This window comes from Candidatus Rickettsia mendelii, assembly GCF_057543435.1.
Map to the genome: position 1 here is coordinate 19071 of NZ_BTGX01000026.1, position 14029 is coordinate 33099.

Consider the following 14029-nt stretch of genomic DNA (forward strand, 5'->3'; position numbering starts at 1 on the left):
GCAGTATTTGAAGCACAAGGATCGGTCCTTACTAATAAATATGCTGAAGGTTATCCTAGTAAGCGCTTCTACAATGGTTGTGAAGAAGTAGATAAAGTAGAAAATCTAGCTATAGAGCGTGCAAAAAAATTATTTAATTGTAAATATGCTAACGTGCAACCTCATTCTGGTTCTCAAGCAAATCAAACTGTTTATTTAGCTTTATTGCAACCTAGTGATGTTATACTTGGTATGTCATTAGATAGTGGCGGACATTTAACACATGGTGCAGCCCCTAGTATATCTGGTAAGTGGTTTAAAGCGATTGCTTATAGCGTAAATAAAAATAATTATTTAGTTGATTATGATGAAATAGAGAGGCTTGCTTATTTACATAAGCCTAAGTTAATTATTGCAGGTTTTTCGGCATATCCTAGAAATATAGATTTTGCAAAATTTAGAGAAATTGCAGACAAGGTTGGAGCCTACTTAATGGCTGATATCGCTCATATTGCTGGTCTCGTCGCAGCAGAACAGCATCAAAGCCCACTTCCATATGCACATGTTGTCACTTCTACTACTCATAAAACCTTGCGAGGGCCAAGAGGGGGTTTAATTCTATCTAATGATGAAGAGCTTGGAAAAAAGATAAATTCTGCCTTATTTCCAGGGTTACAAGGTGGACCATTAATGCATGTTATAGCTGCAAAAGCAGTAGCTTTTTTAGAAGCATTGCAACCTGAGTATAAAAACTATATAAGACAAGTTATAAGTAATGCTAAATCTTTGGCCCAAAGTCTTCAAGGGAGAGGATATAATATACTAACAGGTGGTACTGATAATCATATTGTACTTGTAGATTTACGTAAAGACGGAATTACAGGTAAACTTGCTGCTAATTCTTTAGATAAGGCAGGTATTACCTGTAATAGAAATAGTATTCCGTTTGATGAAACCTCACCTTTCATTACGTCAGGTATTAGGCTTGGCTCGCCGGCTTGTACTACTAGAGGATTTAAAGAAAAAGATTTTATATTAGTTGGTCATATGATTGCAGATATTTTAGATGGTTTAAAAAATAATGAATCTAATAGCAAAACTGAGCAAAAAGTATTAAGTGAAGTAGCAAAACTAATTAAATTATTTCCGTTTTATGTCTAATTTAAATAAACTACCAGATTGGATTAAAGTAAAAGCCCCTAATTCTATAGATTATTTTGCAACAAGAGATCTAATAAGAACTCATAGGCTAAATACAGTTTGTGAAGAGGCCGCTTGTCCTAATATCAGTGAATGTTGGTCAAAAAAACATGTAACTGTGATGATTTTAGGTTCTGTTTGCACAAGAGCTTGCAGATTTTGTAATGTTAAAACAGGTAGACCTGATTTACTTGATCCACATGAACCACAAAGACTTGCAGAAGCAGTACAAAAATTAAATCTCAAGCATGTAGTAATTACTTCAGTTGATCGTGATGATCTTGAAGATGGTGGAGCTTTACATTTTGCTGAATGTATTAGGGAGATTCGGAAATTATCACCAAATACTACAATCGAAATTTTAACTCCTGATTTTTTAAGAAAAGAAGGAGCAGCAGAGATAATAGCTAATTCAAAGCCTGATGTTTTTAACCATAATGTTGAGACAGTACCTTCTTTATATAAAGCAATTAGGCCAGGAGCGAGATATTATAACTCCTTAAACTTATTACATAGTATTAAGAAATTATCACCGGAAATTTTTACAAAATCTGGTATGATGGTTGGGCTTGGCGAAGAATTAGATGAAGTACTACAAGTTATGGATGATTTAAGAGAGGCAAAAGTTGATTTTTTGACTATAGGGCAGTATCTACAACCTACACGTAATCATGCCAAAGTAGCAAGATATGTTACGCCTGAAGAGTTTAAATATCTTGCAAGAGTGGCAAAAACCAAAGGATTTTTGATGGTTTCAGCAAGTACACTCACTCGTTCTTCATATCATGCTGATGATTATTTTCAAACGCTAAAAGAAAATTATAACCAAAAATTTCTATCTCAAAACGTATTATAATGATAGTTGTAGAAATTGTTAGGAATCACAGTAAATGGAGTAAGTATAAACAAATAAATAAGGCATTGATTAAGAAAATTACTAAAAATATTTTATTACGATTTGATAATTTTAGTAAAATAAAACAATTCGAGTTATCGATTTTACTAACAAATACTGCAGAAATATTGACCTTAAACAAACAATTTCGTAACCTAGAAAAGGCTACTAACGTTCTTTCTTTTCCAGGTAGTGAATTAAATTGGCAGGATTTATTATGTTTCAGCAATACTCATAGTATGCAGCCGTGTAAGCCAGTTACACTTGAATTTTTAGCAAGTTCTGATTATATGCATTTAGGTGATATAGCATTTTGTTATGAGGTAATATACGATGAGTCATGCAAACAGAAAAAAACTTTTGAGAATCATTTTATTCATCTTTTAATACATAGTATTTTACATTTAATTGGGTTCGATCATCAAAATGACACAGAAGCGGATATTATGGAAAATCTAGAAGTTGAAATGTTAGCATATTTTGGCATCTCTTCTCCTTATTAATTAAATAAAAAGATTTATGTTAAAATCTTCAAAAAAAGAAGATTCTTGTAAAAAAAATCACAATAATAAGTTAATTTTTAATCTACGAAAATTATTTTCACCGATAAAATTTTTGTTTACAAATTCTTTCGATAGAGCAAAAACACCTGATGACTTTTTTAGTATCATAAAGCGCCTTAAAATTAATAGTCAGAAAATGACTTTAGATGAGCGTAATATTTTAACTAATTTATTACGATTAGAAAGTAAGACTGTTGAAGACATAATGTTGCCTCGTTCTGATATTGCAGCGATGAAATTAACTACAAATATAGAAGAATTAAGCAAATCTATTAGATTAGAAATGCCGCATACACGAACCCTTATATATGATGGTACTTTGGATAATATAGTAGGCTTTATTCATATTAAAGATTTATTCAAAGCATTAGCTACAAAGCAGAATAGTTGTTTAAAAAAGCTGATACGTAAGCATATAATAGCTGCTCCTTCCATGAAGTTATTAGATTTGCTAGCAAAAATGCGTAGAGAGAAAACTCATATTGCAATAGTGGTGGATGAGTATGGTGGTACGGATGGTATGATTACTTTCGGAGATATCATTGAGGAAATAGTTGGGCTAACTGATGATGAGCATGATAAGCAATCAGATAGTGATAATTTTAAGGTCGTTAATAATTCCATAATCATCTCAAATGCACGTGTTGAGGTAGAAGTACTCGAAGGAATAATCGGCGAGAAATTAAAGAATGATGATGATGAATTTGATACGGTAGGTGGTTTAGTATTGACTAAAGTCGGCAATGTTCCTGTAATAGGTACTAAAATAAATATCTCAGAAAATATTGAAATTGAAGTTACGGATGCAAATCCCCGCTCTTTAAAACAAGTCAAAATCAGGCTTAAAAAGGGTTTAAATCGTGATAAGACTTTATCTTAAACTTTTATTTATCATAGCAATATAACTGTGAATTTAAGGAATAAAATCCTAAATTTGGTGGATGCAGTTTAACTCTGATAATTCAGATTAGACAAATTTTCCTGTACTAACTCCTTTTCATTCCCTTATATGATCATAATACTCATATTTTAGAATTGCAACCGATTACTCCTGCTACTCCTAAAGTAAATAAGGCTAGTGAATATATCGCCTGCAATTTTATAAATTTTAACTGTATTGCTGCTCCCATTATTGCAAGCTTACTATATATTAATGCTTTTAATAAAGAAATATTCCTATAAGTTAAATATCATTTATAGTATTGTTTTATTTGATTTAAAAAACTAAATTATTGTATATAATTATCTTTATGAAGAAATTACAGAATAAATTACAGAATTATAATAGTATATATCCTGAAGAAATTGTTACAAAAACAAGAATGCTAGAGTTTTTAAATGAACATCAAAATCCTTTTAGCAGAGATTTACAAATAGGGCATTTCACTGCTTCAGCTTTCTTGCTTAATAATGATAAGACAAAATTTTTATTGATGCATCATAAAAAGCTTAATAAATGGCTTCAGCTTGGAGGGCACTGTGATGGAGATAGCAATATATTAATGGTAGCATTTAAAGAAGTGACCGAAGAATCAGGGATTAACCAAATTGAAATCGTAAGCGATAAAATTTATGATATAGATATTCATTGTACGTCTAAAACTCATAAGGAATCTGCTCATTATCATTACGATGTACGATTTTTACTAAAAACAGTAAATAATGATAATTTTATAAAAAATAATGAATCAAATGCACTTAAGTGGTTTAATTTCTCCAATTACCTACAATTAGGTATTGAATTAGAATGCTCCGTCACTAGAATGATAGAAAAGTTTAAAAACATATAATCAAAATTTACAGTTCTTCCTTCATTATCTACATGGACTGAAAACAGGTTAGATGCTCTAATCATGAGTTGGTTATTAACTACTAATAATAAATTTAGAGGTTTATTATTACAAGTCAGCTATATAATAAGACTAGTTTTTTGTTAAATTTATCTATGCTATTTTCTGATATTCAAAATATATTTTCCTTACAGCGAAGATCCAAGCTAGACATACGAAAGTAAATACTGCCATTAAAACTGGTGACATTGAAGTAACAGTAGAAGCCGGAGCTAAAGTGAAAATAATAGATTGTACAAGGCCGCTAGAAGATTTGCCAACTTTTGCACTTATCACATCAACAGCTGCCTTGCCTTTGGTTTTGAGTTCTTCATCAAGAGGTATATATAGCATTTCTCTAGAAGTATCCCATATAGAATATTTAGTACCTTTAGCTAGGATATTCTGAATACCACCGATAGAAACAGCAAGAGCAAGGGGAGACATTAAAATTGCTCCCTCAAACAATGATAGAATTTGCTGATCAAATACGATAAGCATAAAAAACAAAATGCCGGTGACCATTATTATGATTGGTGAAATTACTGCTGCTACAAACCAATTGTGCACACGCATTATATTATTGCCTATGATAGTCATAACCATAATTGCAACCCCTGTCCAAAGTATGTATAGACTATGAAATTCAGCGTAAGTATTTACAGTTGGATATAACTCCTTAATCTTTGCTTTCCATACAACTTCAACTAAGTTAATAGCAAAACCGAAAGCTGCTGAACAAATTAAGAGTAGCCACAAATATTTTGATTTTGCAATATATTTAAAGCTTTTAATTAGCCCCATACGTTCTGAAGTTGATCTAATGCTTTTTGCTTTAGCATAAAATAATGGATTAGTAAAAACATTTTTACTGATAAAACGAACCAGTAAATAACAAATAATAGCAACAACTGCTACAATTGTAGTTGATACTTGAACTAAAGTGATTTTACTATCTGAAATACTCATAAACTTCTTAATAATAGTGTCTTCTGATGATAAGTTCATCATTAAAAAGCCGACTAATATTAAAGAAGAATTACCAAATAATGAAAAAAGAGTATAAAATCTCTTTGCTTCTTCAGTAGTAGTAAGTTCGTTCGCAAATTGCCAAAATAATAGCACATAAAAAATATTAGGCCAAAGTTCTGCAAGACTGTAATATACTATATAACTCCAATTACCTACTAGTGATATATACCATTTAAAATTAGGATAATGTTTCATCCACTCAGTCAAGTTATCAGGATGCATATGAAAAATATGAACATTAGGGTAAATAACAAACGCAAATAAAACAAAAAAAACAATAAAAAATGAACTTAAATAATAAAAAATCTTCTCGAAAGAAAAGTGATTAACCATTTTAGCGTAGATAACCACGAATAACGCTGCAGCAGGTGTGACACAATAAACTTTAGCAAAAGCAGCTATTTCTGCACTGATTTCAGAGATTAATATACTATCTTTTAATATTCGTAAGATGTTGTGATTAAATAAAATACAAAACATTAAGGCACTCATAGGAATAAACTTTCCGAGTTCGTAACTATGCACAGGCCAAAACGCGGCTCTAAATTTATTTTTAAACGGTCTAGATGAGGTACTCAGCATTATAAATCCCTAAGGACAAAAAAAAAACTTAAGCACTTCAAGGTCTGATAAAAAGATACTTTCCCTAAAAATTTTAGAGTTGATATACTGTTGTTATATTTTGAAGGTGCTGGGTTTATATAATATATTTAGAATCTTGTCAAGAATTATAGCTTCAATCAGTAAGATATTGATAATAAGTTTTACAAGAATCATTATTTTAAAACGCGCTTTGAAATTTAATGGTCACTCTCTATACTGTTTTTGCTATGTCAACTTAAAATAAGATATTTAAAATGAACGATAAATATCAGGAATATTTTGACCTATATAATAATTATGTAAAAACTCATAATCTAGGTAGTAAATATTTAGAATTTGGCGAAATTATAATACAAACTGAATATTATAGGTTACTATATTATCCTTCGATTATGTCCTTCCCACGAAAGCAGGAATCTAGAAAAAAAAGCCAATGTAATTTATATATTGATTATAAATATGAATCTAATAAGATTGATAATATGGTTTTTAATGAAAGCAGGAATGACATAAGAAAGAGTGAAAATACCTCTAAAGGATTTTTAATTATCCCCTCTATTTTCAATTCACCAGAAATATTTTTTTTGGCTCGTGACAAAAGCTTTGTTGAAAATCTAAGAAACTATGGAGAAGTTTATTTAATAGATTGGCTAGAGGTTAAAGAAGCTAAATATTTATTAGATGAATATGTGCATAAAATAATTGAAGTAATAAGCTATTTAAAAGTTGATAATATTAATTTAATAGGGCATTGTATTGGAGGTAATCTTGCTATAGCTACAAATATAACAGTGCCAAAAGCCTTCAAAACATTAACATTACTTACCTGTCCTTGGGATTTTTCTCATTTTTTTTATGTAAGAATGTTGCATCAATATCTAAGACTAGATAGCTATGTAGAAAATTTACCTATAATCCCTAAAATTCATATTCAAATTTTATTTTTTCTCTTATGTCCTGATTATTTTAATGTTAAGTTAAATAAGTTTTTCTCTCTAATGTCTAGCAAAGATAAAGATTTAGCATTTAGGATAGAAAATTGGTTAATGTCTGGAAATAATATACCAAGTAGTACTTATTACCAAATTATGCACTGTATATTAACTCAAAATATGTTTATGAATCTTAAATGGAAAATTAATGGCTTAGTGATTAATCCGCAGCTAATTGATTGTCCAGTATATATAGTAGCTGCAAATGATGATCAAATAGTACCCAAATCATCTATTTTACCTTTGCAAAAATTATTTAAAAATTCACATCTTATAGATGTAAAAGGTGGGCATATTAGCTATTTAATAAATAATAAATTAACAAGTTTATTTAAATGGTATATCGATTAAATTAATTTTTATCAGAAAGTATAGAGAGATTAAACTGTTTACCGAAAGTTAAAGTAAAGGTATCAAATTTTTTTGCTTTAGCAAGAAGTAATTCAGTCCACTTTATATCAAATCTTGATAATTTTTAGTACTGTGTATAACCTCCTTGTTACAGCAATCTATGCCTTTATAACCTCATAGCTTAGTTAGTGTAGTAGATATCTTAATTGTATAGGGGGACTTTGATAAAAAGAGAAAAGAACAAATACTACTTCTATAAAAAAACTTGTTCTATTATAGTATTTATTTCTCTTGTTTTTGCTTGATCAAATATTTCTTTAGCCCTCACTAATACATTACAATTAATTGCTAATAAATACTGCTAAATAAAATTAGTATCATAGATATGTTTCATTTATGGCTTTAGTTTTATTATTGCTAGATTTTAATAGTACTTTCTTGCTATTATTTAATCTCTTGAAAAGAAAGAGCTGCATTATTCTTAATCATCTGAGAGTGCATAATTAAGACCATGTAAAGGTAAAAGTAGTATTTGATTATTGTTATTTATTTTTAAAAAAACTACATTTTTAGATATTATGTATCTTTTTAGGTAAAATATTTAATGTACCTATTATAATAAAAAGTTTACATTTAAAAGCAATATAATTAGTTTAGTACGTTACTGATCAATAGAAGGAGTATACATCATGATAAAACCTGTTTATATAACTCATGCGAAAAGAACAGCATTTGGCTCATTTATGGGTAGCCTTAGCACGACTCCAGCACCTATGCTTGCTGCGCATATAATGAAAGATATTATAAAAAATAGTAAAATTGATCCTGCTTTAATAAATGAAGTAATACTTGGGCAAGTAATAACAGGTGGTGGTGGGCAGAATCCAGCAAGACAAACATTAATTTATGCAATGGTCCCAAAAGAAGTGCCGGGGTATACTATAAATAAAGTATGTGGTTCTGGTCTTAAAAGTGTGGCACTTGCAGCAAATTCGATTATGAATGGTGATAATGACATCGTTATAGCTGGGGGGCAGGAAAATATGTCGCTTGGTATGCATGGTACATATATAAGAGCTGGAGCTAAATTCGGTGATACCAAGATGGTTGATTTAATGCAGTATGATGGACTAACAGATGTATTTTCAGGAGTATTTATGGGTATTACTGCTGAAAATATTTCTAAGCAGTTTAATATTAGTAGAGAAGAGCAAGATGAATTTGCCTTAAGCTCACACCAAAAAGCAGCCAAGGCTCAGGCAGCAGGAATATTTAAAGATGAGATTTTACCTATAGAAGTTAATATAAAGAAGACTACTCGTCTGCTTTATCATGACGAAACTGTAAGACCAGATACTAACCTTGAAATATTAGCTAAGCTGCATCCTGCTTTTGATAAGAATGGTACTGTTACTGCAGGTAATGCTTCCTCTATTAACGACGGTGCTGCTTGTCTTATGGTAGTTTCTGAAGAAGCCTTAACAAGGCATAATTTAACTCCGATAGCACAGATTATTTCTTACGCGTCTGCCGGTGTCGATCCAAGTATTATGGGTACTGCGCCTGTTCCTGCGTCAAAAAAAGCTCTTAGCAAAGCAGGGTGGAGTGTAAATGATTTAGAAGTTATAGAGGTAAATGAAGCTTTTGCTGCACAAAGTATCTATGTTAATCGTGAAATGAAATGGGATGTGAACAAAGTTAATGTTAATGGTGGAGCAATAGCAATTGGGCATCCGATTGGCGCAAGTGGTGGACGTGTTTTGATTACTTTAATTCATCAATTAAGAAGAACTAATACTAAAAAGGGGTTAGTAACATTATGTATCGGTGGTGGTATGGGTATGGCTATGTGTGTTGAAGCTGTTTAAATATATATTAACTTTAAAAACAAACCCAAGGAATTATTAAGAAAAACATGTTTAAGAGTTTTAATCATAATGATCTTACATGTCTGGTAAATTGATAAAGCAGGCTAAATACCGCCTTAATATGCTGCAAGTGCTTCTATAAATCTAAAATAATAATAGTTGGAAACCCTATGTAAACAGCTTTTATATTAGTTTTAGTACAAACATTAATAAATAATGTTTGTCAAAAACTGAAAGTTAAATTACTCAACATGTTTACCTTCTGAAGTGTCAGTACAACACTTAGCAGACCATAACTCCTTTATATTGAACATAATATGGTGAGATTAAGGTTGGGTTTCTATTATTAGTACATAGATGATTTCAAAATCCAATGTTTGATACTATAACAATACTGTCTACAATAATAAAATGATTTTACTGCACCTAATTCTAACTCATACTTTACAATAATTTTAGGTAAAGCAAAATGGATTAATATTGAGGATAATGTTGCTAAAAAATATTAGTATTAATAGAAGAAGCATTTAAAGAATTGTTTAAATTGCTAAAAGTAGTTTTTAAGCAAGCTCTTATATTAAATTCAAACTAAAACAAGAAATAATTAGACTGAGAACAGAAAATAAATTAGTAATTTTTACAATAAAATATCGGTGACTATAAATGTATTTCAAGATAAAGAAACTGATGTTCATCATTATGATACTGGGAGCACAACATACTGAAGATTAGGGTTCAAGGAATATCATAATGCAAAGGCCGAATGTTTTAAATGTTAGTATTATCAGAGTAAGAATAACTTTTATATTATTATAATGCAAAAATTTGGTTCAAACATCAATATATGCAAGAAATATATAATATGATTGGTGGTTCAGCTTGATTATGATAAAATATTGCCTTACAAAATAAATAGGTGATTATTAGTGTCTCATTTCTCATTTAAGCTTCATCATCAATATAAAAAAGCAAGAAGTGGCATCATTACTACTGCCCATGGTGAAATTCATACACCTGCCTTTATGCCAGTTGGCACAAGAGGAACTGTTAAAGCTATGCTATCTGAGTCAATAAGCAATACTGGAACAGATATTCTACTTAGCAATACCTATCACTTAATGCTCAAACCAAGCGCTGAACGTATAGCATGTCTAGGAGGTTTACATAAATTCATGAACTGGCATAAACCGATATTGACTGATTCTGGTGGATTTCAAGTAATGTCGCTATCGAAATTACGTAAAATAACAGAAGCAGGAGTGAGCTTTAATTCTCACATTAACGGTGATAAATATCTACTAACTCCTGAGTACTCTACCGAAATACAATATTTACTTGGTAGTACTATCACTATGGCTTTTGATGAATGCACGCCTTACCCTGCAACATTTGAAGAAGCTAAGGCTTCTATGCAATTAACAACTAGATGGGCGCATAGATCAAGAAAGGCTTTTATAAAGCGAGAAGGTTATGCACAATTCGGTATTGTTCAAGGCAGTATTTATGAAGAATTACGAAAGCAATCAGCTAAGGATTTGATAGATCTTGACTTTGAGGGGTATGCTATAGGTGGCCTTGCAGTAGGTGAGGGACAAGATCTTATGTTTAAAGTACTTGATTATGCGTCTAATTTTTTACCACAGAATAAACCACGTTATTTAATGGGGGTCGGCAAACCTGCAGATATTATTGGTGCAGTTAGAAGAGGTATAGATATGTTCGATTGCGTGATTCCGACGCGCAGTGGTCGTAACGGTCAAGCTTTTACAAAATATGGTGCAGTGAATATTCGTAATAGCAAATATGCTGATGATAATGAACCTTTAGAATTTGACTGTAACTGTCCTGCTTGCACGAATTATAGCAAAGCTTATCTACATTACTTGGTTAGAATAGGTGAAATACTTGGCTCTATGCTAATGACATGGCATAATCTAACATATTTCCAAAATCTAATGAGCCGTATCAGAGAGTACATAAAAAATGGTAAAGATTTTGATTTTATCACTTAAAAATGCACACTTGCATTTTTAGCTTGTTTTCTGACAGATCTATTGCATAATTTGGACATTAATTCAGCACTTGAATCATCAAGTACTTATATGTATGCTACGCTTCTCTGCGCTGTGTATTTTCCGAATTCCTCTTTAATTAGTTACGTTATGTTATTCTGAATGAGAAAAGTTTGTAGACAAAATTAAAACTTTTTAGAAGCATATTATGAAATCATTAAAAGTATGAATTACTAATGCAAAATATTAATTCAATATCTGAAGAAAAAGCAAAAAAATTATTAAAAGAATTAGCTGCTAAAATAGCACGTTACAATCATGCTTATTATATAGAAGATAATCCTTTAGTTTCAGATGCTGAGTATGATCAGCTATTTAATACTAATCTAAAGCTAGAACAGAAATTTCCTCACTTAGTTTTAGAAAATAGTCCTAGTAAAAAAGTAGGAGCTAAAATAGTAAATAAATTTACCAAGGTTACGCATCAAGTACCGATGCTATCACTTAGTAATGCATTTGATAAAAAAGATGTTAAAGATTTTATTAATCGAATTAGAAGTTTCTTACGCCTTGATAAATTTTCTCCCATTTTTTGTGAACCTAAAATAGACGGGTTATCTTTTGCTGCTACTTATAAAAACTGTATACTTATAACAGGTGCTACACGAGGCGATGGGTATGTTGGTGAAGATATAACAGAAAATATTAAAACAATCAAAAATTTTCCTCATAAAATTAATAATGCCCCAGAATTTTTAGAAGTAAGAGGAGAAATCTATATAGAGAAGCAGGATTTTGCTGTTTTAAATAAGGAACAGGAAGAGCAATACAAGGATAAATTTGCTAATCCTCGTAATGCAGCTGCTGGCTCGCTTCGTCAACTTGATCCTTTTATTACGGCTAAACGACCACTTAAGTATTTTGTGTATGCTATAGGTTCTATGGAACAAAGCTTAGCTTTTTCTCAAGATCAATTACTTAAAAAATTAAAAGAATTTGGTTTTATCGTTAATGAAATATCTAAACTTGCTAATTCTGAGGAAGAAATATTTACTTTTTATGAGTATTTAAAATCAAACAGAGAAAATTTACCTTATGAAATAGACGGGGTAGTATATAAACTAAATGATTTTGCATTACAAAATAGAATGGGCTTTATTGCAAGAAGTCCAAGATTTGCTATTGCTCATAAATTTCCTGCTATAATAGGACAAACAAAGCTACTTTCTATTATTGTGCAAGTTGGTAGAACTGGTATATTAACACCAGTGGCAGAGCTTAAGCCTATAGAAATCGGCGGAGTGACAGTTAGTAGAGCATCTTTGCATAATTATCAAGAAATCGCACGAAAAGATATACGAATTGGTGATTATGTATTTCTGCAGCGTGCTGGCGACGTAATTCCTCAAATAACAGGAGTTGATCTTGAGAAGCGTCCTAATGATGTTTTAACATTGGATCCTCCTTTATTTTGTCCATCATGCAATTCTAAACTGCATTATAACTCTAATAATATAATTATACGCTGTGATAATGGTCTTAACTGTCCTGCGCAAAATTATGAAAATATTCGTCATTTTGTGTCAAAGAATGCTATGGATATTGAAGGATTAGGGCGTAAGCAAATTGAGTTTTTAATAGATAAAGGATTGATTAGTAATCCGCTTGATATTTTTTTCTTGCAGGAAAAAAATGAAGCTAGCTTAACTAAACTTGAAAATATGGATGGTTGGGGTAAAAAATCAGTAGAAAATCTTTTTAAAAATATTGAAAAATCAAAAAATGTTAGTTTACCAAGGTTTATATATGCTTTAGGTATCAAACATATAGGTGAGCAAAACGCTAAATTGCTTGCTCGAGAATTTAGGAATTACGATAATTTTATAACACAAATGGAATTACTTAGTAAAAACGATTCATATATGTATCAAAAACTAAATGATTTAAAAGGAATTGGCTATAAAATTTTAGTAGATATTATTGATTTTTTTGATGTTAAAGAAAATATCTTTCTTATTAGAAAGCTTGGTGAAATATTAAATATTGAAGACTACCAAGAGCAATCAAAACCGACTAATTTAAGTGGCAAAATTGTAGTATTTACTGGCAGCTTGCCTACTCTTTCTAGAGCTGAAGCAAAAGCAATAGCTGAGAAGCTTGGAGCTAAAGTTACAGCTAGTGTTTCTGCTAATACAGATTTAGTAGTAGCAGGTGAAGATACAGGTAGTAAGCTTAAAAAAGCACAAGAGCTAAATATTAAAATCATTGACGAAAAAGAATGGCTTACAATCATAAAAACATATAAGAGAAACAAACCATTTTGTGGTTAGGGAGTTAACACAATTGCCAAAAGTCAGTTATAATATTTAAGTTTTGGACATGTATAGAATCTCCTTAACTGTGATAATATTAGGTAAGGATAAAAATAGATAGAAGTTAGGAATAGAGAGATTAAAAATATTAGTTTTATATTGTAAGTATTAACACAAGAATGATATAGAATAGGAGGTTCATAGGTAATTTGTGCTTTGAATGCTCTAAGATTCATAGACTTTTTTAGAACATTAAATATAGATTCAATGAATGAACGATCTTTTGCATAATAAAACTATGTCTTCTATATCTAACAAATGATTTTCATTTTTTCTGTATTTCCTGTAAATAAAGGTAACTCATGAGAATATAAGTTATTAAATTAATCTTTG

At 30.6% G+C, this 14029-nt stretch carries 10 protein-coding genes; 9 read left to right on the forward strand and 1 reads right to left on the reverse strand.

The window, feature by feature from the left end; genetic code table 11:
* The 5 genes from glyA to AC27F4_RS04440 form a co-directional block, all read left to right on the forward strand.
* The coding region (glyA, locus tag AC27F4_RS04420; RefSeq protein ID WP_487062458.1) for a serine hydroxymethyltransferase at nucleotides 1–1140 on the forward strand (1140 nt) is incomplete at its 5' end.
* Nucleotides 1133–2035 carry a lipoyl synthase gene (lipA, locus tag AC27F4_RS04425; protein ID WP_487062460.1) on the forward strand — a complete coding sequence of 301 codons (903 nt, stop codon included), beginning with the start codon at nucleotides 1133–1135 and terminating at the stop codon, nucleotides 2033–2035. The genes glyA and lipA, both read left to right, overlap by 8 nt.
* Nucleotides 2035–2577, forward strand: a complete 543-nt coding sequence (ybeY, locus tag AC27F4_RS04430) for an rRNA maturation RNase YbeY (protein WP_487062462.1) — start codon at nucleotides 2035–2037, stop codon at nucleotides 2575–2577. Before lipA ends, ybeY begins: the two co-directional genes overlap by 1 nt.
* Nucleotides 2578–2593: 16 nt before the next feature.
* Nucleotides 2594–3517, forward strand: a complete 924-nt coding sequence (gene tlyC / locus AC27F4_RS04435) for a hemolysin C (protein ID WP_487062464.1) — start codon at nucleotides 2594–2596, stop codon at nucleotides 3515–3517.
* 493 nt (nucleotides 3518–4010) lie between these two features.
* Nucleotides 4011–4427 carry an NUDIX hydrolase gene (locus tag AC27F4_RS04440; protein ID WP_487062482.1) on the forward strand — a complete coding sequence of 139 codons (417 nt, stop codon included), beginning with the start codon at nucleotides 4011–4013 and terminating at the stop codon, nucleotides 4425–4427.
* Between the two features lie 153 nt (nucleotides 4428–4580).
* Here AC27F4_RS04440 and tlc5 read toward each other — a convergent pair whose 3' ends face one another.
* The gene (gene tlc5, locus AC27F4_RS04445) at nucleotides 4581–6080 is read right to left on the reverse strand and encodes a GTP/GDP exchange transporter Tlc5 (RefSeq protein ID WP_487062466.1); all 1500 of its coding nucleotides are present in this window, start codon (nucleotides 6078–6080) and stop codon (nucleotides 4581–4583) included.
* A 275-nt stretch (nucleotides 6081–6355) separates the two neighbouring features.
* On the opposite strand from tlc5, the gene AC27F4_RS04450 reads away from it, so the two are divergent.
* The 4 genes from AC27F4_RS04450 (at nucleotide 6356) to ligA (ending at nucleotide 13654) form a co-directional block, all read left to right on the forward strand.
* Complete coding sequence (locus tag AC27F4_RS04450; RefSeq protein ID WP_487062468.1) at nucleotides 6356–7444, forward strand: alpha/beta fold hydrolase; 1089 nt, start codon at nucleotides 6356–6358, stop codon at nucleotides 7442–7444.
* 689 nt (nucleotides 7445–8133) lie between these two features.
* Nucleotides 8134–9312 carry an acetyl-CoA C-acetyltransferase gene (locus AC27F4_RS04455; protein ID WP_487062470.1) on the forward strand — a complete coding sequence of 393 codons (1179 nt, stop codon included), beginning with the start codon at nucleotides 8134–8136 and terminating at the stop codon, nucleotides 9310–9312.
* Between the two features lie 926 nt (nucleotides 9313–10238).
* Entirely contained in the window at nucleotides 10239–11324 is a 1086-nt protein-coding gene (gene tgt, locus AC27F4_RS04460; RefSeq protein WP_487062472.1) for a tRNA guanosine(34) transglycosylase Tgt, read from the forward strand.
* A gap of 236 nt (nucleotides 11325–11560) precedes the next feature.
* Complete coding sequence (gene ligA / locus AC27F4_RS04465; protein WP_487062474.1) at nucleotides 11561–13654, forward strand: NAD-dependent DNA ligase LigA; 2094 nt, start codon at nucleotides 11561–11563, stop codon at nucleotides 13652–13654.
* Nucleotides 13655–14029: the final 375 nt, after the last annotated feature.

Bases quoted from the DNA above. Each gene is read 5' to 3' on its own strand.
- ligA (WP_487062474.1), top strand. From the start codon at position 11,561: ATGCAAAATATTAATTCAATATCTGAAGAAAAAGCAAAAAAATTATTA.
- AC27F4_RS04455 (WP_487062470.1), top strand. From the start codon at position 8,134: ATGATAAAACCTGTTTATATAACTCATGCGAAAAGAACAGCATTTGGC.
- ybeY (WP_487062462.1), top strand. From the start codon at position 2,035: ATGATAGTTGTAGAAATTGTTAGGAATCACAGTAAATGGAGTAAGTAT.
- tlc5 (WP_487062466.1), bottom strand. From the start codon at position 6,080: ATGCTGAGTACCTCATCTAGACCGTTTAAAAATAAATTTAGAGCCGCG.
- tlyC (WP_487062464.1), top strand. From the start codon at position 2,594: ATGTTAAAATCTTCAAAAAAAGAAGATTCTTGTAAAAAAAATCACAAT.
- AC27F4_RS04450 (WP_487062468.1), top strand. From the start codon at position 6,356: ATGAACGATAAATATCAGGAATATTTTGACCTATATAATAATTATGTA.
- lipA (WP_487062460.1), top strand. From the start codon at position 1,133: ATGTCTAATTTAAATAAACTACCAGATTGGATTAAAGTAAAAGCCCCT.